Consider the following 21464-nt stretch of genomic DNA (forward strand, 5'->3'; position numbering starts at 1 on the left):
CGATCAAGCATCGGATAATCGAATAAATCAACAGAAAAAGGGTTCCAACCATTTTATTTTTATGATTGGAACCCTTTTTTATTATTTTTGGCTAGTTATGTCCCAGCCTTGTCATATTCCATTTTTTAATTTTTTTCACAAGGGTCGAATGATCAACTCCTAAATGTTCAGCAGCTTTTCTAATCGACGTTTTTTTCTGGAGGGCATCGAAAATGACCCTTTTTTCAAACTGTTCTACTCGTTGTTTTAATGTTTGAGCTGCCTCTGTGTAACTATGAATATTAAAATGTGGCGGCAGGTCAACAGGCTCAATTTTAAGCGAAGGGACTGACACAATCATGCTCTCGACTAAGTTCCGTAATTCTCTCACATTTCCTGGCCAATGATAGCTTTGTAAAATATGTTTTGTTTCGGGTGAGACATGCTTTTCGATATTAAACAATTTACAAAAATAAGCGAAAAAGTGATCAAGTAAGACCTCGATATCTTCTGGGCGCTGACTTAATGGAGGAATCGATAATTCAATCACTTGTAGTCGGTAATAAAGATCTTCACGAAATTCTCCTTTTTCGACTAATTCCTTCAAATTTTTATTTGTTGCTGAAATAATTCTTATATCTAATTGCTTTACTTTGCTGCCGCCTAGTCTTTGAATTTGTTTTTCTTGAAGAACACGAAGTAATTTAACCTGTAAGGACAGTGGCAGTTCACCTACTTCATCAAGCAGGACTGTACCTTTATCTGCTAGCTCAAGCAAGCCGACTTTTCCTTCCTGTCTCGCACCAGTAAATGCACCCTTTTCATAGCCGAAAAGCTCTGACTCTAATAGCTGTTCTGGAATAGCTCCGCAGTTTACTTTTATAAACGGCATATCTTTTCGGTCGCTTAATTGATGAACTAAATTGGCTATAACCTCTTTTCCTGCTCCTGAAGGGCCAGATAATAAAACGCTCGTTGGGAACGAGGCAATTTGTTTAACTTTATCAATGATTTCCTTCATTTGAACACTTTGGAAAATTACTTTTTCATCGGAACCATCCGTAGAGAATGTATAGCGATTTTGGCTCATTTGAGAAAAGCTTTTTGCCTTTTTTAACTCATTCGTTAGCTCATTTAATTGAGTGATATCTCTAACATTTGTAACAACCATTTGAATGTCACCCTCTTCATCGAAAACGGGATTTCCTGTTACGATGACATCCTTTTGCCTGCCAATTCGTTGAAGAATGGAAATTCGCTTTTTATCTCGTAAGACAAGGAGAGAGACGGATTGATCAACATATCCTTGCTTCATTAAATCACTCATGTGATGACCAATCAGTTCTTCTCTTTTAAACCCTGACAATTCCTCGTAGGCTGAATTGACAGTTAGGGTGATTCCTTCTTTATCAACAACATAAATGCCGTCTGTAGAAAACTCGATAATTTTCTCCATCTGCAAAAATAGCGAACGATAATGTTCCATTTGAGAAATATCTTGAATAACACTAACCGTTCCAATCGACTTACCATCCTGATATAAAGGGGTTCGGTTCACCATGCACTGTAACCCTGCAATCGTCATTTTCATGCCAATTGTACTTTCACCACTAGCAAGAACATGAGCAATTTGTGAATTAGGGACAAACTCACGGATATCTTTGCCAATGTATTCTTGCTGACCTTGTTTTAATAATGTCTGGGCGGAGGTATTCATTAGTAAAACTTTTTTATGATGGTCCACAACTATCACTCCATTTGACATGGAAGAGAAAACGCTTTCTAAAATCTTTGTGTTCATTGTTACTGATTTCATGAGAAATTCTACCTCCTATCAAATGCGGTGAAAATAATCACCGTTTGGTGATTATTTTCACCAAACTAAAATTCTGTTATATCACTAATCATGATTCTTATGGTGAATTTTATCACCACAATAAGAATCATACAAATAAAAATCCTTTATAAAATAACGCTTTCAAAGTTGGCACAGTTCTTGCAAGTATAAAAGTGAAAGGAGGTTTGAAATGAACACAAAAAGTTTATTTATTAATGGTAAATGGGAAACAAAACAAAGAACCTATGCGCTTCACTCTCCTTATAGCGGAGATGTAATCGCTAATATTAGTATGGCAGATGAGGCTGATGTCAAAAAAGCCATTGAAGGCGCACAACAAGCCTATAAAACAATGAAAGAAATGCCTGCCTACAAACGCTCAGACATTTTACTTAAGGTTGTCTCAATCCTTCAAGAAAGAAGGGAGGAGTTAGCTCGCGTTGTGGCACTTGAGGCTGGTAAGCCAATTCGCACAGCAAGAGGAGAAATTGATCGTACGATTGCTACTTACCAATTTGCTGCAGAAGAGGCGAAGCGGATATACGGGGAGACGATTCCAATGGATGCTGCTCCTGGTGGGGAAAACCGACTAGGATTTACATGGAGAGAACCATTAGGTGTTGTCGTGGCTATTAGCCCGTTTAATTTTCCGTTTAATCTAGTCGCTCATAAATTGGGACCAGCCTTTGCTGCTGGAAACACAGTTGTCTTAAAGCCAGCTGAACAAACTCCTTTAAGTGCCTATCTAATCGCTGAAATCTTTCAGCAGGCAGGGCTGCCAGATGGCGCACTTCAAGTCATCACAGGAAGTGGAAGAGAGCTCAGTGATGCTCTTATCACAGATGAAAGAGTTAAAAAAGTAACGTTCACAGGTAGTGCCGGAGTAGGCAAGATCATTAAAGAAAAAGCTGGCTTGCGAAAAGTGACGTTAGAGCTTGGTTCGAACTCAGGCTTAATTGTTGAGCCAGACGTTCCTTTGGAAAAAATTATTCCAAGATGCGTAGAAGGAGCCTTTGCTTTTGCTGGTCAGGTATGTATTTCCTTACAAAGAATTTATGTTCATGAATCTGTTTATGAGGAATTTAGTAAGCGTTTTATTGAACAGGCAAAACAACTAAAAGTCGGTGATCCGCTAGAGGAAACAACTGATATTAGCGCAATGATTAATCCGAAAGAAACGGAGCGAATTGAGGCATGGGTCGAGGAAGCAGTGGAACAGGGTGCTACGATTGGCTTAGGTGGCACACGTGATGGCTCCGTCTTTTCGCCTACTGTATTACTGAATGTGACAAATAATATGGCCGTTTCTTGCCAAGAAACATTTGCACCAGTCGTGTCGATCGTTTCATATAAAGAGTTAGACGAAGCAATTGATATGGTTAACGATTCGGTATATGGGCTAAATGTTGCAATTTACACTCAAAATATCATTAATGCCCTAAATGCAGCGAAAAAGCTTGAATCAGGTGGCGTCATCATTAATGATATTCCAACATTTAGACTCGATCACATGCCTTATGGCGGAGTCAAAGATAGCGGTTATGGACGTGAAGGGATTAAATATGCAGTTGAAGAAATGACGGAATTGAAATTCGTTACGATAAAAACAGCATTTTAGGAGGAACAATAATATGACAAATATTATTAAACCTAACCCGAAACTTTATGTCATGGATAATGGCCGACTAAGCATGGATAAAAACTGGATGATTGCCATGCATAATCCTGCGACAATCGATAATCCGAATGCACAAACTGAATTCGTTAAATTTCCTGTCTATACGGTTTTGATTGATCATCCTGCAGGTAAAATCCTGTTTGATACAGCTTGTAATCCTAACTCTATGGGACCAGAAGGACGTTGGGGCAAAGCAACTCAGCAAATGTTTCCTGTCGATATGCCAGAGGAGTGTTATCTTCATAATCGTTTAGAAGAGTTAAATGTAAGACCAGAAGATATCAAATATGTTGTAGCATCTCATCTTCACCTTGACCACGCTGGATGCTTAGAGATGTTTACAAATGCGACAATTATTGTCCATGAGGATGAATTAAACGGTGCACTTCAATCATATGCCCGCAATCAAAAAGAAGGCGCATACATTTGGGCTGACATTGATGCATGGATTAAAAATAATCTCCAATGGCAAACAGTGAAGCGGAGTGAAGATAATCTTGAATTAGCAGAAGGCATTAAAGTCCTTAATTTCGGAAGTGGCCATGCTTGGGGGATGCTAGGTCTGCACATTAATATGCCAGAAACAGGTGGAATTATTCTTGCTTCGGATGCGATTTATACTGCTGAAAGCTTCGGACCACCTATCAAGCCACCTGGTATCATCTATGATTCTCTTGGCTACTCCAATGCTGTTGAAAAAATACGTAGATTAGCCAATCAAACGAACTCTCAAGTCTGGTTTGGTCATGATGCTGAGCAGTTTAAAACATTCCGTAAATCAACAGAAGGATATTACGAGTAAGGTTAGGGGGGAAATCTATGAGTGTGTCAAAGTTAGTTTTCGCTCCGTTAAGCTATACAGGATGGGGCTCTTTAAAGGAATTGTTACCTGAAGTTGAAAAATATGATCCAAAGAAAATTCTTGTCGTTACAGATCCGATGTTAGCCCAAATTGGACTGACGGATCGCGTCACCGATCCGCTTGAAACAGAAGGTTATTCTGTTACTTTATATACAGATGTCGTTCCTGAACCTCCTTTGGAAACGGGGGAGAAGCTTGTCTCCTTTACCCGTAATGGTCAGTTTGACATGGTAATTGGTGTTGGTGGTGGAAGCGCGCTTGATTTAGCAAAGCTAGCAGCTGTTTTGGCTGTGCATGAGGGACCTGCTGTTGACTACTTAAACTTAACAGGTACGAAAAATGTAGAAAAGAAAGGATTACCAAAAATTCTCATTCCTACTACATCTGGAACGGGTTCAGAGGTGACGAATATTTCTGTTCTGTCATTAGAGACAACAAAAGATGTGGTTACACATGATTATTTACTCGCTGATGTTGCGATTGTCGATCCAGAGTTAACGGTTTCTGTTCCTGCAAAAGTTACGGCTGCAACGGGAATTGATGCATTGACTCATGCTGTAGAAGCATATATCTCAGTAAATGCTAGTCCAACGACAGATGGCTTAGCGCTGCAAGCAATTCGTTTAATTGGACGTTCACTTCGAAAGGCAGTAGAAGACGGAAGTGACAAGCAAGCTCGTATTGATATGAGTAATGGTAGTTATCTAGCTGGACTTGCTTTCTTTAATGCTGGAGTAGCTGGTGTTCATGCATTAGCATATCCGCTAGGTGGACAATTTCATATCTCTCATGGGGAGTCGAACGCGGTTCTATTGCCATATGTAATGGGCTATATTCGTAAGAGCTGTGCAAAGAGAATGGCAGATATTTTGAATGCCCTAGGTGGAAATTCAACCTACTTATCTGAAGAAGAAGCCTCTTATAAATGTGTGGAGGAACTAGAGAGACTAGTGAAGGATGTTGGTATTCCGTCTACTTTAGCTGGATTTGATATACCAGCATCAGCTTTAGAGAGCTTAACGCAAGATGGAGTAAAGCAAAAGAGAATTTTAGCTAGAAGTCCATTGCCTTTATTAGAAGACGATATTCGACAAATTTATCAATCTGCTTTTGTTGGGGCAGTCGCAGAACCTAAATAGATCAAGATATAGCAAAACACCACTCATTCCTAGCTTGAGTGGTGTTTTTGTTTTTGTTTTTTTTTTTTTTGAGAAAGACTTGCCAAAATACGAAAAAAGGAAGGAGAATTCTAAAAATGCGAATCCGCTTACAAGTAGTAGGCTAGAAAATACTTCTCACACAAATGGTTGACACAATCTTTTAGTGCCGAGTCATGGATTTTCTTTTTAGGCTATGCTATTCTATTTATTTAGGGAAATATGCTTTTTGGTGTGGATTTACCTTGTTTTTAGAATGGAAATGTTATGCTTTTTTATAAATTGGTTCACACTTAATAGGAAGAGAGGTGAAAACGATGGAATTTGATACAATTGCCGCCATTTCAACAGCTCTTGGTGAAGGGGCCATAGGGATTGTCCGCTTAAGTGGTGATGAAGCCATTACAATTGCTAATCGGATATACAAAGGAAAGAGACCTCTCACAGATGTGCCGAGCCATACAATCGTCTACGGTCATGTTGTCAACCCGAAAACAGACGATGTGGTGGATGAAGTGATGGTTTCTGTGTTGCGGGCACCACGGACATTTACCCGGGAAGATGTAGTGGAAATTAATTGTCACGGTGGACTCGTTTCTGTCAACCGAGTGCTACAAGTTGTCTTAAATCATGGGGCGCGGCTTGCGGAGCCAGGTGAGTTCACGAAACGAGCCTTTTTAAATGGTCGAATTGATTTATCCCAAGCCGAAGGGGTGATTGATTTAATTCGGGCCAAAACTGACCGTGCCATGAATGTCGCCTTAAAACAAGTAGAAGGACGATTATCAAATAAAATTCAAAAGCTTAGGCAGGCATTGCTTGAGACGGTTGCTCATGTGGAAGTGAACATCGATTATCCAGAATATGATGCAGAGACGATGACCCACGGTTTGTTAAAGGAGCGGGGTACCTTTGTGAAAAAAGAAATTGAACAGCTTCTCGCAACGGCTGCTCAAGGGAAAATTTTACGTGAAGGATTATCCACGGTGATTATCGGCAGGCCGAATGTTGGGAAATCTTCCTTATTAAATAGTCTTGTCCATGAAAACAAAGCGATCGTTACAGATATTCCAGGGACAACCCGTGATGTGATTGAGGAATATGTCAATGTGCGGGGTGTACCGCTTCGCCTTTTAGATACAGCCGGGATTCGTGAGACAGAGGATATTGTGGAACGAATTGGGGTTGAACGCTCTCGTCAAGTGTTACAGGATGCAGAGCTTATTCTTCTCGTGCTAAATCATGGGGAACCGCTCTCAAAAGAAGATGAAGCGTTATTTGAAGCAATTAAAGGAATGGATACGATTATCATTGTTAATAAAACGGATCTTGAACGAAAAATTAATCTTGAGCGTGTCAAAGAACTAGCTGCAGGGCGCCCGATTATAACAACCTCCCTTCTCCATGATGAAGGCGTGGATGAGTTGGAGGAAGCGATTGCGGGTCTTTTCTTTGAAGGGTCCCTTGAAGGTGGGGATGTTACCTACGTTTCAAATTCCCGTCATATCGCGTTGCTTGAGCAAGCAAAAACGGCGATTGAAGATGCACTTGCTGCCATTGACATGGGTGTTCCGATCGATATGGTGCAAATCGATGTTACTAGAACATGGGAACTGCTTGGCGAAATTATTGGTGATAGTGTTCATGAAAGCTTGATTGACCAATTGTTTTCACAGTTTTGTTTAGGTAAGTAATTCGAATGATGAATGGAGGTTTAAAAATGGCCTATCAAGGTGGCGAATTTGACGTCATAGTTGTTGGGGCTGGCCATGCAGGGGTTGAAGCTGGGCTTGCAGCAGCTCGAATGGGAGCAAGCACATTAATGCTTACGTTAAATTTAGATGCTGTTGCGTACATGCCATGTAACCCATCTGTTGGTGGTCCAGCAAAAGGTATTGTTGTTCGGGAAATTGATGCCCTCGGTGGAGAAATGGCACGGAACATTGACAAAACACATATTCAAATGCGAATGCTGAATACAGGGAAGGGCCCAGCTGTACGTGCTCTTCGTGCTCAAGCGGATAAGTTTATGTATCAACATGAAATGAAAAAAACGATTGAAGAAGAGGAAAATCTCCTACTTCGTCAAGGGATGGTTGAACGTCTCATCATTGAAGATGGCGTCTGTAAAGGGGTCATAACGAATACAGGGGCCGAGTATCGTGCTAAGGCTGTCGTTATTACGACAGGAACGTATTTACGTGGAAAAATTATTATTGGCGAGCTTGCTTATGAAAGTGGGCCGAACAATATGCAGCCTTCCATTAACCTTTCCTACCACCTGCAAGAGCTTGGATTTGAGATGGTGCGTTTTAAAACAGGAACGCCTCCTCGTGTGAACGGAGAGACGATTGATTATTCGAAAACAGAAATCCAGCCTGGGGATGAGGTTCCACGTGCTTTCTCCTATGAAACAACAAAGTACATTACCGATCAGCTTCCGTGCTGGTTAACCTATACGGCGGAGTCAACGCATCAAATTATTAACAACAATCTCGGTCGCTCGCCGATGTACTCAGGCATGATTGAAGGGACAGGCCCACGCTACTGTCCATCGATTGAAGACAAGATTGTTCGTTTTAACGATAAGCCGCGGCATCAAATTTTCCTTGAGCCTGAAGGCCGAAATACATCAGAAGTATATGTTCAAGGCTTGTCAACGAGCTTACCTGAAGATGTACAGCTAGATGTGTTAAAGTCAATTCCTGGCCTTGAAGAGGTGCGGATGATGCGTCCAGGCTATGCGATTGAATATGACGCAATCGTGCCAACGCAGCTATGGCCAACCCTTGAAACGAAAAAGATAGAAGGCCTCTTTACCGCTGGACAAATCAATGGAACATCAGGATATGAAGAGGCTGCAGGTCAAGGGATTATGGCAGGTATTAACGCTGCACGTAAAGCACAAGGAAAAGAGGGCGTTATCCTTGATCGTTCAGAAGCATACATTGGTGTATTAATTGATGACCTTGTGACAAAAGGGACAAATGAGCCGTATCGTTTGTTAACCTCACGTGCCGAATATCGTTTGTTGCTCCGTCATGACAACGCTGATTTGCGCCTAACTGAAAAAGGATATGAGATTGGCTTAATCCCTCAAGAACGGTATGACCGTTTTGTTGAGAAAAAAGCGAAAATCGCAGCAGAAAAAAAGCGTCTTGAAAAGATCATTGTCAAGCCGTCTGATGAACTCCAGCAATTACTCGCCGATGTGCAGTCGGCTCCATTGCAAGAGGCAGTCCGCGCATCGCTCTTGTTAAAGCGTCCTGAATTAACCTATTGGGATGTAGCAAAAGTGATTCCGGCTGCAGAAAGTAAAATTGATGAAGATGTAGCAGAACAAGTTGAAATTCAAGTGAAGTATGAAGGCTATATCGAAAAACAGCTGCAGCAGGTCGAACGGGCACAAAAGATGAATGACAAAAAAATTCCACATGACCTTGATTACTTTGCCATTAACGGTTTGGCAACAGAAGCAAAGCAAAAGCTTAGTGAGGTTCGTCCATTGTCAGTCGGGCAAGCATCTCGTGTATCAGGCGTCAACCCTGCTGATATTTCGATTTTGCTCGTCTACATTGAACAAGGCAGATTAGCGAAGGTTGGCCGGAAAACCGTTTAATGGAGGGAAATGATGAGCAAAGCACAGTTTGAGCAGTTGGTGGGTGAGAAGGGATTTTCCCTTTCTCCTCAACAATTGGAGCAATTTCGTCTCTATTTCCAGCTGCTTGTTGAATGGAACGAAAAAATGAATTTAACTGCCATCACCGATGAAGATGGCGTATACTTGAAACACTTTTATGATTCAGTGTCAGCCTGTTTTTTTTATGATTTTTCAACGATAAAGAATCTTATTGATGTTGGGGCAGGGGCAGGGTTTCCAAGTATTCCAATAAAAATACTTTTCCCTGAGCTTCAAGTGAACATCGTTGATTCCCTGAACAAACGAATTGGGTTTCTTCAGCATCTTGCTGATACGTTAGGCTTGAAAGGCGTGGCCTTTTACCATGATCGTGCAGAAACCTTTGGTCAAAAAAAAGAACATCGTCAACAGTACGATCTTGTCATTGCTCGTGCAGTTGCCCGGATGTCGGTGTTAAGTGAGCTTTGCTTACCACTTGTCAAAGTAGGGGGGACGTTTGTTGCGATGAAAGGGGCAGGTGCGAAAGAAGAGCTTGCGGATGCTAAGCATGCACTTCAAGTGTTAGGTGCCCAAGTTGAAGACGTTCATGCTTTTCAGCTGCCGATTGAGGAAAGCGAACGGCATATTCTCATCATGAAAAAGGAAAAAGGGACGCCCAAAAAATACCCAAGAAAACCAGGGACTCCAAATAAACAACCTTTATAGGTAATGTTTCACGTGAAACATTACCTTTTTTAGAAGGAAAAAAAGTATACATTTGATGATGTTAAGCTCAAGCGCCTAGCCGTTCGAGATTGCTTTTTCCTGTAAATGGTTTCCTGAAACCGGCGAGTCATTGGCAGCTTTTTAGTATTAGTGTCGCGATATACAAGGCGCTTGCGTTTTTTTTTGTGTACAATAGGAAGCTTTTTGCAGATGAGAATCATTTAAGTTAAGGAAGGAATACGAATGTCCTAGTAAGTTTCACTTGACGAACATAGGTATGGAGGATATAAAAGACATAGGTAGAAAAGAAGGAACTGGACTGATTATGTCGAATGTGAATGTATAGAGACGGTAGTTATCAAAAGGTGGTGTCAGGCGATGAAGCAGCCGTTTTCACGCCTATTTGGCTTCGGAGATAAGCAAGAGGAGATCGTAGAGACAACAAAAAATGATGAGGTAAAGCAGCTGCCGATGAAGGAAATTGTTCCAAATCGTTTTCAGCCTCGGACAATTTTTGACGACGAACGAATTGAAGAGCTAGCGCAAACGATTCGTACCCATGGAATTATTCAGCCAATTGTCGTTCGTGAACGAGATGGAAAGTATGAAATCATCGCTGGGGAGCGCCGTTTTCGTGCTGTCACAAAATTGGGGTGGGAGCATATCCCAGCGATTATTAAAGAATTCAATGATTCACAAACAGCATCGGTGGCATTAATTGAAAACCTGCAACGGGAAGGACTCACAGCCATTGAGGAAGCGGTTGCTTACGCGAAATTGATCGAGCTTCACGGATTAACGCAAGAAAGTTTGGCGCAACGTCTTGGAAAAGGACAGTCAACAATTGCCAATAAATTACGATTGCTTCATTTATCAGAAAAAGTACAAGAAGGTATTTTAGAGCGGAAGATTTCAGAGCGACATGCCAGAGCATTGCTGGCGATCAAGGACGAATCGCTACAAGTGAAAATGTTTGATGAAATCATTGAAAAAGGGCTGAATGTAAAACAAACGGAAGAGCGGGTGAAGCAACTCCTTGAAGGAGTACCTCAGCCGAAGAAAAAGCCGACAAGGAAAGCGTACTCAAAAGATATGAGGATTGCGATGAACACAATCCGTCAATCGGTTGATATGGTATTGAAGAGCGGCCTAAATATTGATACTGACGAAGAAGAGAATGATGATTTTTATCAATTTACAATTCGAATTCCGAAAAAATAATCTATCGAGTACGATAGATTATTTTTTATCGTGTGGCGATAAGTTTCTAAAATCTTTGTACAAAAATTGTGTTAAAATAGAGAACGAATTGTGAATGTTGGAACGGAAAGTTGGTGGAAGCGTGGCAAGAGTGATTGCAATTGCGAACCAGAAAGGTGGCGTCGGCAAGACAACAACAGCTGTGAACCTTAGTTCATGCTTGGCGTTAATCGGAAAAAAAGTATTACTGGTCGATATTGATCCACAAGGAAATGCAACAAGTGGAGTCGGGATTGAAAAAGGAGACATCAATCATTGCATCTATGATTTGCTTGTAGATGACATGGAAGCAAAAGATGTCATTCAGACAACAAAGGTCGAACAGCTAGATGTTCTACCTTCAACGATTCAATTATCAGGGGCGGAAATTGAGCTGGTACCGACCATTTCACGGGAAGTCCGCTTAAAGCGAGCGCTTGAAAAAATCGAAGCAAATTACGACTATATTTTAATTGATTGTCCACCTTCCCTTGGTCTATTAACGATAAATGCCCTTACGGCTTCAGACTCTGTGCTTATTCCTGTTCAATGTGAGTATTACGCATTAGAAGGTCTTAGCCAGCTACTGAATACGGTAAGGCTTGTGCAAAAACATTTAAATACTGATTTGGAGATTGAAGGTGTTCTCTTAACAATGCTTGATGCAAGAACGAATCTCGGTATTCAAGTGATTGAAGAAGTGAAAAAATATTTCCGAGAAAAAGTATTCAAAACGATTATTCCACGGAATGTTCGACTTGGCGAAGCCCCAAGTCACGGAGAGCCCATCATCATTTATGACCCGAAGTCACGAGGGGCAGAAGTCTATTTAGATTTAGCAAAGGAAGTGGTTGCCGGTGGCTAGAGGCTTAGGCAAAGGACTGAATGCTTTATTTCCTGACTCGATTGATGATAAAAATGAAAATGTCGTAGAGGTGAAGGTAAGTGAGCTTCGACCGAACCCGTATCAGCCTCGTAAAACCTTTTCTGAAAAAGCTATTGCTGAGTTGACTGACTCGATTAAGCAGCATGGTATTCTTCAGCCCATCGTCGTTCGGAAAAGTATTAAAGGGTACGAGATTGTCGTGGGAGAACGACGTTACCGGGCAGCGAAGGAAGCGGGTTTGAAAAAAGTACCTGTTGTCGTTCGTGAGCTTAACGAAGAAAAGATGATGGAGCTTGCTTTAATTGAAAATTTACAACGAGAAGATCTAAACCCGATTGAAGAAGCACTGGCATATGAGAAGTTAATGACGCATTTGAACATAACTCAAGAGCAGCTAGCTTATCGCTTAGGAAAAAGTCGCCCCCATATTGCCAATCATATTCGCTTGCTCCAGCTTCCAAGCAATGTGCAGCAATTTATATCTGACGGAAAACTCTCCATGGGTCACGGACGGGCGTTGCTCGGTCTAAAAGATAAACAAAAGTTTTCACCCCTATTAGAAAAAGTGTTGCGAGAAAAACTAAGTGTTAGAGAAGTGGAAAAGCTTGTCCAAACAGCAAATGAACGTGTTTCACGTGAAACAAAACCAACAAAGAAAAAGCTTTCTCCGTTTTTTCAAGAGAGACAAGATTTTCTACGAACGAAGCTTGGAACATCGGTTTCGATTAAAACAGGGAAGAAAAAAGGAAGAATTGAGATTGATTTTTTCTCAGAAGAAGATTTAGAACGAATTTTACAGCTTCTTGCTGTAGAAAATGAAAATAATAAGCCTTCATCTTAAATGAAGTCATCCGATATGGTGGCTTCATTTTCAAGTGTAGGGAACAAAAGGAATAAAAGAGTGGAAGGAGGAAATGAAGGTGATTTATTTTGATCAAGCAGCTTCTTCGTTTCCAAAACCAGCATCTGTGGCAAATGCTATGGCTGAGGCTGTTAATGAATATGCTGCCAATCCAGGTCGTGGGGGACATGCTTTAGCAACGAGAGCAAGCCAAATGATTGAATCAACACGGGAGCTGCTGAAGGCGTTTTTTCATGCTCCAAGTAAAAGGCATGTGTGGTTTTATCAAAATGCAACGATGGCATTAAACCAAGCCTTGCTCGGATTTCCGTTCCAGGAAGGTGACCATGTGGTAAGCACATCTTTTGAACATAATTCAGTAAGACGGCCTTTAGAGCAGCTACGTCAGCGTCAAGGGATCGAGATCAGCTATGTCGAACCAAATTCAACAGGTTTAATTGAGGTAGAAGCCATTGAAAAAGCTTTCAAGAGAAATACACGGCTTCTCGTTGTTTCTCATGGCTCAAATGTTACAGGTGCGTTTGTTGATATTGAACGGATAGGAAAGATTGCAAAAACAAAAAAGGTTCCTTTTCTTTTAGATGCTTCGCAAACAGCTGGAAAGCTTCGGATCGAAATGGACCATGCAAACATTTCTATGCTAGCATTTGCTGGTCATAAAGGGTTATTAGGTCCACAGGGAACTGGGGCTTTAATCGTTGCGGAGGATTTTCAATTAAAACCGCTTGTCTACGGGGGGACTGGCAGTTATTCTGAATTGATTGACCAGCCTTCACAATGGCCTGATCGCTACGAAAGCGGTACATTAAATACGCCTGGAATCGCCGGGCTCAATGCGGGGATAAAATATATTGTTGAGCGTGGCATTGATGATATTTATGAACATGAGTGGCAATTGACAAAGCAGTTTCTTCAAGGGCTTCAAGGAATGGCTTCCATAAAAGAATATGGACCTTCTTTAGAGGTGAAGCGAGTGGGAGTTGTCTCCTTTCAAATGGAGGGACTTGATAGCCATGAAGTTGCAACGATCTTGGATGAGCATTATCAAATTGCTGTACGTGCTGGACTTCATTGTGCTCCGCTTGCTCATGATACGCTACAAACCTCAGAGACAGGACTAGTTCGTGTCAGCTTTGGTCCCTACAATACGGCTGAAGAAGTGGACACGCTTTTGACCGCCCTTGGAGAAATTGAACAGGCTTTTTACTAGAAACGAGGCGCATAGAAGATGGTTTTACTTGGAACGATTGTTAATGGGCTTGCGATCATTTTTGCTGCTCTTATTGGTTTACTTGTACGCAACATTCCAAAGCGAGTAAAGGTAACAGTCATGCAAGCGATTGCCCTTGCTGTGTTAATGCTAGGAATTGGAATGGGACTAAAAAGTGAGCAATTTCTTATTGTCATTGGGAGTCTTGTCATCGGTGGATTGATTGGTGAAAGACTCGGTTTAGAAGCGCGATTAAACGCTGTTGGTCAATGGCTTGAAAAGAAATTAGGCTCAGAGGAAAAGGGAACAGTGGCAAATGCTTTTGTGACGACGACATTAATCTATGTCGTAGGAGCGATGGCGATCTTGGGAGCCCTTGATAGCGGATTAAGAGGCGATCATTCCATTCTTTATACAAAGGCGATGCTTGATGGTTTTTCAGCGATTATTTTCACGTCCACATTAGGAATTGGTGTTATTTTTTCGGCTATCCCGGTTATGTTGTATCAAGGTGGTATCGCCTTGTTTGCCATGCAAATTGATCGTTTTATTCCTGAAGAGTTAATGGCATTTTTTATTACCGAAATAACAGCAACAGGGGGCATTATGATTGTGGCGATCGGTTTAAACCTACTAGGGGTGATAACCATTCGGGTAGCTAATCTATTACCAAGTATCGTCATTGTCGCTATTTTTGTGACGGTTTCCTATTACTGGATGCCCATTCTTGCGTTTATTTTATAATAAAAATCTGTATGAGCGGCTCTTTCTTTCCACTTGGATGGACACGAGTCCGTCAAGTAACGCTGAGCAACCTTTCCTGGAACTGGACAGCTTACCTTTTATCTTTTAAAAAAGAAACTCATTAATTGGGAGGAGTCTCTCATGGATGAGTTTCTTTTTTTGCTCGGAACAGAAGTTGTGGCTTTAGAGTGTGTAGCAATGGGTGGACGGGCTTGTCGTTTGGTAGTTGCTGGTCGACCTTTTGAATGGAACCAGCAATGATCTCTGCTAATTGCATCACCGTATGAAGCCGTGTGTTTTGCAACATAAAATATTCCATCATGCCAGCAATGTTAACAATTCCCGTCATGTGGATATCACCAACAGGAGGAAGCTTTTTATTAACAGCAGCCCCTGGTTGAACGGGACCATCAGCAAGGACAACCTTTCCAACACTATTCAAGCGCCCAAGGCATGCATCGATTGCAAGAACATAAGGACGTCGATATGTTTGTAAAATCGCTGAGAAGCGCTCTTCTAAATTTACGGCATGGATCGGATTTGAAAGTGTACCGTATACATGAAAACGTCCTAATGATGCTTCTTCTAATTTTGAACCTACAAGTGGACCGAGCGCATCACCGGTCGAGCGGTCGGTACCAATACAAATCACCACAAGCTCTCGATGCTCATATGAATGAAAATATTGAACGAGTTCTTCAGCTAATAGGCTCTGTACGTCAGGTTCGTCCATATGAATTCGAAAAGGGGGGCGCTTCTTAGAGAACAGACGATTGTTTCCATTCATATCATAAGCTCCTTTGCCATAGTAGTAACAGTATACGGATATTTTTTCCTTTCTATACATCTGAAATGAAGGGAAGCGCTTTTGGTTATGAAAAAAGAAGCGACGCAAGGCTAGGTGTGGCTTGTAAATAGTTTATTAAGAAGGGAAGACGGGGCAAATGTGGCTAAATGGATTCAAATGGATGTTTCTCATTACTGGAACAATGATCGGAGCAGGATATGCGTCAGGGCGAGAATTATGGGAATTTTTTGGGGCTGAAAGCGGACTAGCTATCTTCCTTTTTGCCATTATGTTTATCATTTGTTGTACGGTCATTATGTTCATTAGCTATAATCATAAATCAACGCACTACCTCCCTGTTCTTCAATCGTTAATAGGAAAGCGGTTGACCAGTGTCTATGACTTAATGATTTTTCTTTATCTTTTCACAACGACGGTGGTTATGATTGCAGGAGGGGGAGCAACGCTTGAAGTGATCCATATCCCTTACTGGTATGGTGTCGCTATGTTGATCAGTCTTGTTGTGCTTCTCTTTGTTTGGGGGACAAATGGGATGACCTCTGTCAATGCCATCCTGACGCCCATATTAATCGCATGCTTGCTAGGGGTCCTTCTTTCCTTTCAATCATTAAAAGGATTTCCGATCGAATTTCATTTGAACGAGCAATCAAATTGGCCATCTGCTTTAACCTTTACCGCTCTTAATATATTGCCCCTCATCGCTGTGCTTGGAGCGGTCGGAAATCACATTCACCATAAAGGGGAGATCTGGATTGCAAGCATTGGCAGCGGCGTCGTATTAGGTGGAGTTTCCTTTTTATATAACGAGTCACTTCTTCAAGTAGCGGGGGAGTTAATGCTGTATGAAATTCCGTTGTTTGCCATTTTGAAGCATTATCCGTATTTTATGGTGCTGGTGATGACCGTCCTGCTGTGGCTTGCCATTTATACGACTGCAGCTGCTGGGGTATTTGGTTTGCTATCAAGGGTACGTATTTATGTCAATTGGCCGCCTTGGGTCATTGCTCTTTTTTTGCTAGGAAGCATGGCCCCCTTAACATTGTTTGGTTTTTCGACACTTATTGCTGTCCTTTACCCATTGTATGGCATTCTTAATTTATACGTATTTTCCGCGATTTTGCTCTATCCAATCATGAATCACAGACTTGTGAAATAGCGCCAACCAAGGCTTTTTCTTTTCCTCAGAAAATCATGTATAATATGTACTAACTAGATTTGCATCAGGATTAAGAGGGGGCATGAGTGACGATGGAAAAGGAATTTGTGTTGAATGATATCGTTGAAATGAAAAAACCTCACCCATGCGGCACGAATCGCTGGAAAATTATTCGCATGGGGATGGACATTCGCATCAAATGTACTGGCTGTCAACATAGCGTAATGATCCCTCGCAGGGAGTTTGAAAGGAAGCTGAAAAAAGTACTTGAACATACAGAAGAAAAATAAAGAGCAAGGCAATGGCTGTGAAGGAGTCAATCCGCACCATTGCCTTGTTTTTTTCAGGTAGTGTCTCTATAATTGGAAGGGATGCAAACAGAAGAAGCAAAGAACGAATGATGAGATAAAGGATAAAGGAAGTGAGCCTTAAATGGCGTTAACAACAGGTATTGTCGGATTGCCCAATGTAGGAAAGTCAACATTATTTAATGCAATTACACAAGCGGGTGCTGAATCAGCTAACTACCCGTTTTGTACGATCGATCCCAACGTAGGAATTGTAGAGGTGCCTGACCACCGCTTACAAACATTAACCGAGCTCGTAGAACCGAAAAAAACGGTGCCGACTGCGTTTGAATTTACGGATATTGCAGGAATTGTAGAAGGTGCAAGCAAAGGGGAAGGGCTGGGTAATCAATTTTTATCCCATATTCGACAAGTTGATGCAATTTCCCATGTGGTTCGTTGTTTTGCAGATGAAAATATTACCCATGTCTCAGGGAGCGTGAACCCGATTCGCGACATTGAAGTGATTAATTTAGAATTGATCCTTGCTGACCTCGAATCGGTTGAAAAGCGGTTAACACGGGTTGCAAAGCTAGCGAAAGCGAAGGATAAGGATGCCCTTGCTGAGCTGACTGTGTTAGAAAAGCTTAAAGAGGCATTTGAAAATGAAAAGCCTGCTCGTAGTGTTGAATTTAGTGATGACCAAGAAAAAATCGTTAAGCAGCTTCATTTGCTTACAAGTAAGCCTGTTCTCTATGTTGCGAATGTAAGCGAAGAGGAATTACTTGCTCCAGAGAACAATGAATATGTTGCCAAGGTCAAAGCATTTGCTGCAGAGGAAAATAGTGAAGTCATTGTCGTTTGTGCAAAAATCGAGGCTGAAATCTCGGAGCTAGACGGCGATGAAAAACAGATGTTCTTAGAAGAGCTTGGTATTAAAGAATCAGGTCTTGATCAATTGATTCGTGCCGCTTATCAGCTTCTTGGCTTAGAAACCTACTTTACAGCAGGTGTGCAAGAAGTACGTGCTTGGACCTACCGCCGTGGCACGAAAGCTCCGCAAGCAGCAGGGATCATTCATTCAGATTTTGAACGTGGATTTATTCGTGCAGAAGTCGTTTCATATGAAGATTTAGTTGCGGCTGGTTCAATGGCACAAGCAAAAGAAAAAGGAAAAGTACGTTTGGAAGGAAAGGACTACGTTGTCCAAGATGGAGACGTCATTCACTTCCGTTTTAATGTGTAAAGAGATGTCTGACATGGCTTGGCGAATGAGGGGAAGCCCCTTGTTTTGGCCAAGCCATTCTGTTATAATGTGAAAATGTGAGTAAAATGACTCTATTATATGATAATTTTGCTCCTTGCTCCATCGCGGAGCCGTTTAGACCAAAAGGAGGTGACCGGAATGCGTAAGTACGAAATTATGTACATTATCGCTCCAAACCTAGAAGAATCAGCGAACAAAGAGCTTATTGAACGTTACAATGGGGTTCTTACCAACAATGGTGCTGAGATTGAAAAGGTTGAGGAAATGGGTAAACGTCGTTTAGCGTATGAGATTAACAAGTACCGTGAAGGCTACTATGTTCTTCTTAACGTTAATGCTAGCCCTGAAGCGATTGCGGAATTCAATCGTTTGATCAAGATTAACGATAACGTTATTCGTGTTCTTATTACAAAAGAGGAAGAATAATGAAATGATGTGGGAGGGGACCGAATGCTAAACCGAGTTGTACTTGTCGGCCGATTAACACGCGATCCAGAATTGCGCTATACGCCGAATGGGGTGGCAGTAGCCAATTTCACGCTTGCCGTAAATCGTACATTTTCCAATCAGCAAGGGGAACGCGAGGCAGATTTCATTAACTGTGTCGTGTGGCGCAAGCAGGCGGAAAATGTAGCAAACTTTTTGAAAAAGGGAAGTCTTGCTGGTGTCGATGGCCGTGTGCAAACACGCAGCTATGATAATAATGAGGGCAAACGTGTCTTTATAACCGAAATCGTTGCTGAAAGTGTTCAATTCCTTGAACCGCGTGGCTCAAGCAACCAAGGTGGAGGCAACAACGATTACCTTGGTGGTTCAAATCCAGGTGGCAACAATTACGGTCAACCAAATCGCCAATCATCAGGTGGATTTAATGATGATCCGTTTGCAAATGACGGCAAACCGATTGACATATCTGATGATGATTTACCATTCTAGACCCTTCCTCTTTGAATGAACAATCTATTTGAACGTATAAAAAATTGACATAGAAAGGAGTGCTGTCAAATGGCTCGTCGTGGTCGTCCAAAGCGTCGTAAGGTTTGTTACTTTACAGTTAACAAAATCGAGAAAATCGATTACAAAGATATAGATTTGCTTAAGCGTTTCATCTCTGAGCGTGGAAAAATTCTTCCTCGCCGTGTAACGGGAACATCTGCAAAATACCAACGTCAATTAACAATCGCAATCAAGCGTGCTCGTCAAATTGCTTTATTGCCGTATGTTAACGAAGTTAATTAATATGAATGAGACACAGTGTTTATCACTGTGTCTTTTTTTATACTATAATTTAAAATAATCACTTAATAAGTTGGAGGGTATAGTCCCGTCTATACTGAACTAGGAATAAAAGCCCTTTAATGTTGAAACAGGTGGGGATATTCTTTAAGAATAGAGAAAGTGTTTTCTTCTAATGGAAAGAAATCTGTTGTGTTCAATCCTACAACCTAGAAACACGTTGACAGGCTTCCAGTACTTGTTGCGACTGACCAAGGCGCTTGCGAAATTATATCTGTTTCTTATGAGTTAGATACTTGGAATCGTCCTGAAGCTGTTCTGCAAGGCTTGATAAGGTTTCAGTTGAGGTGTCAGCTTCTTCCATTGTGGCAAATTGTTGTTGAGACGCTGAGAGCTTTCATGTGTGCTTTCTACGGATTTTTCAGCCACCGTGTTCACTTCTTTAACCAATGGGCCAACCTTTGCACTCATTTGGCTCATAGCTTGAACCGAATTGGTGACGTTCGTAACCTTCTCACTTACCCGTTGAATGGATCATAAAACAATCCTATTTGTTATTCAAAGGTACATAACGATCAATGAGTGATACATATAGTGATAAGAGAGACAATATGTGCAGTGTAGTATGATGGAAAAAGGTTTATCTTTTTTAAAAGGTGGAGGAGTAGCTAGGTGGTTAGAGGAGAAAATATGAAAAATGATTCGTTGGTTAAAATGAAAGCCCTTCATCAAAAGGGGTTAATCCAGCTATTTCTTCCTTTTTATCAGCAGATGTTGAAAAAAAGAGGATGGTACAATTCGTAGGGAGGGTCGCTCACGTTGGAGGCGAAGCTTTAATTTTATTAATAATTACGCTAAAATAGACAAGGATATGGGAAAATCTAAAAACGCTTGTTCTGTGGAATCAATCTGATTGTTTTTTACATGTGCTTGAACGTAAAAAGAGGTGAAAGTGTGAAGCGAACACGAGCTCTAACAGAAGGGGCGATCATCGCTGCTCTGTTTGCAATTCTTTTATTTTTAACTCTATACATGCCATTTATCAGTATGGTGACGGTCTGGCTGTTACCATTACCATTTATTATTTATACGCTTCGACACAGCTTAAAGCAGGCAATTCTTTTATGGTTTGCTGCTTTTGGGGTCAGCTTTATGATTGGTGGGCTGCTAGCCCTGCTTCCAGTCTTTATGTTTGGCACGGCAGGGATTGTGATTGGAGAGCTTTACCGTCGAGAAAAGAGTCCACTTGCTGTATTGTTAGGGGGAAGCTTAACCTATATCGCATGGATGCTGATCTTTTTTGTAGGAAGCATCGTCGTTCTTGATGCGAACCCGCTCGATTTTGCCCAGGAATCAATGCGGCAATCGGTAGAAACGGCGGAACAGGTTATTGTAAGTATGGGGCAAGAACCAGCTGAAGCACTTGAGCAAATGAATGAACTCATTGATCTGATGGTCTATATGGCCCCTGTCATGATTATCATGGTTGGTATCGTATTGGCAGTCATTTCTCAGCTTGTGTCCGTTCCGGTCTTGCGGAGATTGAGGCATGAGGTTCAACCGTTCCCGCCTGTTCGAACGTGGTCTTTTCCAAAGGCTTTTCTTTACTATTATCTTATTGTTGTGATTTTAACAATGGTCGGCATGGAAGAAGGAAGCACACTTTATATTGCAATCTGGAACTTATTTCCGATCCTTGAGGTTGTGATGACGATTCAAGGATTTGCCGTAATCTTTTTCTATTGTCATCAAAAACAACTCTCAAAAGCCCTTCCAATTATCATTTTGATTGGGAGCTTGATTGTTACACCATTGCTCTTTTTTGTTCGAATTCTCGGGATTATTGACTTAGGCTTTGACTTACGTAAACGTCTAGAAAGCCGAGGAAAGTAGGAAAGTAGGAGTTGACAT

The 21464-nt window shown here is 41.4% G+C and carries 21 protein-coding genes; 18 read left to right on the plus strand and 3 right to left on the minus strand.

Annotation, left to right across the window (positions count from 1 at the left end):
* Positions 1–91: 91 nt before the first annotated feature.
* Positions 92–1795, minus strand: a complete 1704-nt coding sequence (locus BLT_RS0100075; protein WP_017725800.1) for a sigma-54-dependent Fis family transcriptional regulator — start codon at positions 1793–1795, stop codon at positions 92–94.
* 211 nt (positions 1796–2006) lie between these two features.
* Between BLT_RS0100075 and BLT_RS0100080 the strand changes: the two genes are divergently transcribed.
* From BLT_RS0100080 to BLT_RS0100130, 11 genes are all read left to right on the plus strand, one after another.
* Complete coding sequence (locus BLT_RS0100080; RefSeq protein ID WP_017725801.1) at positions 2007–3434, plus strand: aldehyde dehydrogenase family protein; 1428 nt, start codon at positions 2007–2009, stop codon at positions 3432–3434.
* 13 nt (positions 3435–3447) lie between these two features.
* Positions 3448–4296 carry an AhlS family quorum-quenching N-acyl homoserine lactonase gene (gene ahlS, locus BLT_RS0100085; RefSeq protein ID WP_017725802.1) on the plus strand — a complete coding sequence of 283 codons (849 nt, stop codon included), beginning with the start codon at positions 3448–3450 and terminating at the stop codon, positions 4294–4296.
* A 17-nt stretch (positions 4297–4313) separates the two neighbouring features.
* Complete coding sequence (locus tag BLT_RS0100090; protein ID WP_017725803.1) at positions 4314–5495, plus strand: iron-containing alcohol dehydrogenase; 1182 nt, start codon at positions 4314–4316, stop codon at positions 5493–5495.
* A 335-nt stretch (positions 5496–5830) separates the two neighbouring features.
* The gene (gene mnmE, locus BLT_RS0100095) at positions 5831–7207 is read left to right on the plus strand and encodes a tRNA uridine-5-carboxymethylaminomethyl(34) synthesis GTPase MnmE (RefSeq protein WP_017725804.1); all 1377 of its coding nucleotides are present in this window, start codon (positions 5831–5833) and stop codon (positions 7205–7207) included.
* A gap of 26 nt (positions 7208–7233) precedes the next feature.
* Positions 7234–9132, plus strand: coding sequence for a tRNA uridine-5-carboxymethylaminomethyl(34) synthesis enzyme MnmG (gene mnmG, locus BLT_RS0100100; protein WP_017725805.1), 1899 nt, complete (start codon positions 7234–7236; stop codon positions 9130–9132).
* A 12-nt stretch (positions 9133–9144) separates the two neighbouring features.
* Positions 9145–9858 carry a 16S rRNA (guanine(527)-N(7))-methyltransferase RsmG gene (gene rsmG, locus BLT_RS0100105; protein ID WP_017725806.1) on the plus strand — a complete coding sequence of 238 codons (714 nt, stop codon included), beginning with the start codon at positions 9145–9147 and terminating at the stop codon, positions 9856–9858.
* Positions 9859–10236: 378 nt separating this feature from the next.
* Positions 10237–11079 (plus strand): nucleoid occlusion protein, encoded by an 843-nt coding sequence (noc, locus tag BLT_RS0100110; protein WP_017725807.1) that lies wholly within the window; start codon positions 10237–10239, stop codon positions 11077–11079.
* A gap of 121 nt (positions 11080–11200) precedes the next feature.
* Positions 11201–11962 carry a ParA family protein gene (locus BLT_RS0100115; protein ID WP_035425234.1) on the plus strand — a complete coding sequence of 254 codons (762 nt, stop codon included), beginning with the start codon at positions 11201–11203 and terminating at the stop codon, positions 11960–11962.
* A complete protein-coding gene (locus BLT_RS0100120) occupies positions 11955–12824 on the plus strand; it encodes a ParB/RepB/Spo0J family partition protein (protein WP_017725809.1) in 870 nt (289 codons plus the stop codon). The genes BLT_RS0100115 and BLT_RS0100120 overlap by 8 nt, the downstream gene beginning before the upstream one ends.
* A gap of 79 nt (positions 12825–12903) precedes the next feature.
* Complete coding sequence (locus BLT_RS0100125; RefSeq protein ID WP_017725810.1) at positions 12904–14055, plus strand: aminotransferase class V-fold PLP-dependent enzyme; 1152 nt, start codon at positions 12904–12906, stop codon at positions 14053–14055.
* Between the two features lie 18 nt (positions 14056–14073).
* Complete coding sequence (locus BLT_RS0100130; RefSeq protein WP_017725811.1) at positions 14074–14799, plus strand: DUF554 domain-containing protein; 726 nt, start codon at positions 14074–14076, stop codon at positions 14797–14799.
* A gap of 139 nt (positions 14800–14938) precedes the next feature.
* Here BLT_RS0100130 and yyaC read toward each other — a convergent pair whose 3' ends face one another.
* Positions 14939–15586, minus strand: a complete 648-nt coding sequence (gene yyaC, locus BLT_RS0100135) for a spore protease YyaC (RefSeq protein WP_017725812.1) — start codon at positions 15584–15586, stop codon at positions 14939–14941.
* A 157-nt stretch (positions 15587–15743) separates the two neighbouring features.
* Between yyaC and BLT_RS0100140 the strand changes: the two genes are divergently transcribed.
* The 6 genes from BLT_RS0100140 to rpsR all read left to right on the plus strand — a co-directional run bounded on the left by BLT_RS0100140 (position 15744) and on the right by rpsR (position 19556).
* Positions 15744–16763: a YkvI family membrane protein gene (locus tag BLT_RS0100140; protein ID WP_017725813.1), complete on the plus strand. Its 1020-nt coding sequence runs from the start codon at positions 15744–15746 to the stop codon at positions 16761–16763.
* Positions 16764–16855: 92 nt separating this feature from the next.
* On the plus strand, positions 16856–17053 hold the full coding sequence (locus BLT_RS0100145) for a DUF951 domain-containing protein (protein ID WP_017725814.1): 198 nt from the start codon (positions 16856–16858) through the stop codon (positions 17051–17053).
* 142 nt (positions 17054–17195) lie between these two features.
* Positions 17196–18296, plus strand: a complete 1101-nt coding sequence (ychF, locus tag BLT_RS0100150; protein ID WP_017725815.1) for a redox-regulated ATPase YchF — start codon at positions 17196–17198, stop codon at positions 18294–18296.
* A gap of 159 nt (positions 18297–18455) precedes the next feature.
* A complete protein-coding gene (rpsF, locus tag BLT_RS0100155; protein WP_017725816.1) occupies positions 18456–18743 on the plus strand; it encodes a 30S ribosomal protein S6 in 288 nt (95 codons plus the stop codon).
* A 24-nt stretch (positions 18744–18767) separates the two neighbouring features.
* Complete coding sequence (gene ssb, locus BLT_RS0100160; RefSeq protein WP_017725817.1) at positions 18768–19253, plus strand: single-stranded DNA-binding protein; 486 nt, start codon at positions 18768–18770, stop codon at positions 19251–19253.
* 69 nt (positions 19254–19322) lie between these two features.
* Complete coding sequence (rpsR, locus tag BLT_RS0100165; protein ID WP_017725818.1) at positions 19323–19556, plus strand: 30S ribosomal protein S18; 234 nt, start codon at positions 19323–19325, stop codon at positions 19554–19556.
* A 285-nt stretch (positions 19557–19841) separates the two neighbouring features.
* On the opposite strand, the gene BLT_RS23905 is transcribed toward rpsR, so the two are convergent.
* Complete coding sequence (locus BLT_RS23905; protein ID WP_161603231.1) at positions 19842–20003, minus strand: hypothetical protein; 162 nt, start codon at positions 20001–20003, stop codon at positions 19842–19844.
* A gap of 504 nt (positions 20004–20507) precedes the next feature.
* On the opposite strand from BLT_RS23905, the gene BLT_RS0100175 reads away from it, so the two are divergent.
* Positions 20508–21446, plus strand: coding sequence for a YybS family protein (locus tag BLT_RS0100175; RefSeq protein ID WP_017725820.1), 939 nt, complete (start codon positions 20508–20510; stop codon positions 21444–21446).
* The last annotated feature ends 18 nt before the right edge of the window (positions 21447–21464 follow it).

Origin of the sequence: Halalkalibacterium ligniniphilum, assembly GCF_000334155.1 — a bacterium.
GTDB lineage: Bacteria > Bacillota > Bacilli > Bacillales > Bacillaceae_D > Halalkalibacterium > Halalkalibacterium ligniniphilum.

Bases quoted from the DNA above. Each gene is read 5' to 3' on its own strand.
- BLT_RS0100075 (WP_017725800.1), bottom strand. From the start codon at position 1,795: ATGAAATCAGTAACAATGAACACAAAGATTTTAGAAAGCGTTTTCTCT.
- BLT_RS0100080 (WP_017725801.1), top strand. From the start codon at position 2,007: ATGAACACAAAAAGTTTATTTATTAATGGTAAATGGGAAACAAAACAA.
- ahlS (WP_017725802.1), top strand. From the start codon at position 3,448: ATGACAAATATTATTAAACCTAACCCGAAACTTTATGTCATGGATAAT.
- BLT_RS0100090 (WP_017725803.1), top strand. From the start codon at position 4,314: ATGAGTGTGTCAAAGTTAGTTTTCGCTCCGTTAAGCTATACAGGATGG.
- mnmE (WP_017725804.1), top strand. From the start codon at position 5,831: ATGGAATTTGATACAATTGCCGCCATTTCAACAGCTCTTGGTGAAGGG.
- mnmG (WP_017725805.1), top strand. From the start codon at position 7,234: ATGGCCTATCAAGGTGGCGAATTTGACGTCATAGTTGTTGGGGCTGGC.
- rsmG (WP_017725806.1), top strand. From the start codon at position 9,145: ATGAGCAAAGCACAGTTTGAGCAGTTGGTGGGTGAGAAGGGATTTTCC.
- noc (WP_017725807.1), top strand. From the start codon at position 10,237: ATGAAGCAGCCGTTTTCACGCCTATTTGGCTTCGGAGATAAGCAAGAG.
- BLT_RS0100130 (WP_017725811.1), top strand. From the start codon at position 14,074: ATGGTTTTACTTGGAACGATTGTTAATGGGCTTGCGATCATTTTTGCT.
- yyaC (WP_017725812.1), bottom strand. From the start codon at position 15,586: ATGAATGGAAACAATCGTCTGTTCTCTAAGAAGCGCCCCCCTTTTCGA.
- BLT_RS0100140 (WP_017725813.1), top strand. From the start codon at position 15,744: ATGTGGCTAAATGGATTCAAATGGATGTTTCTCATTACTGGAACAATG.
- BLT_RS0100145 (WP_017725814.1), top strand. From the start codon at position 16,856: ATGGAAAAGGAATTTGTGTTGAATGATATCGTTGAAATGAAAAAACCT.
- ychF (WP_017725815.1), top strand. From the start codon at position 17,196: ATGGCGTTAACAACAGGTATTGTCGGATTGCCCAATGTAGGAAAGTCA.
- rpsF (WP_017725816.1), top strand. From the start codon at position 18,456: ATGCGTAAGTACGAAATTATGTACATTATCGCTCCAAACCTAGAAGAA.
- ssb (WP_017725817.1), top strand. From the start codon at position 18,768: ATGCTAAACCGAGTTGTACTTGTCGGCCGATTAACACGCGATCCAGAA.
- rpsR (WP_017725818.1), top strand. From the start codon at position 19,323: ATGGCTCGTCGTGGTCGTCCAAAGCGTCGTAAGGTTTGTTACTTTACA.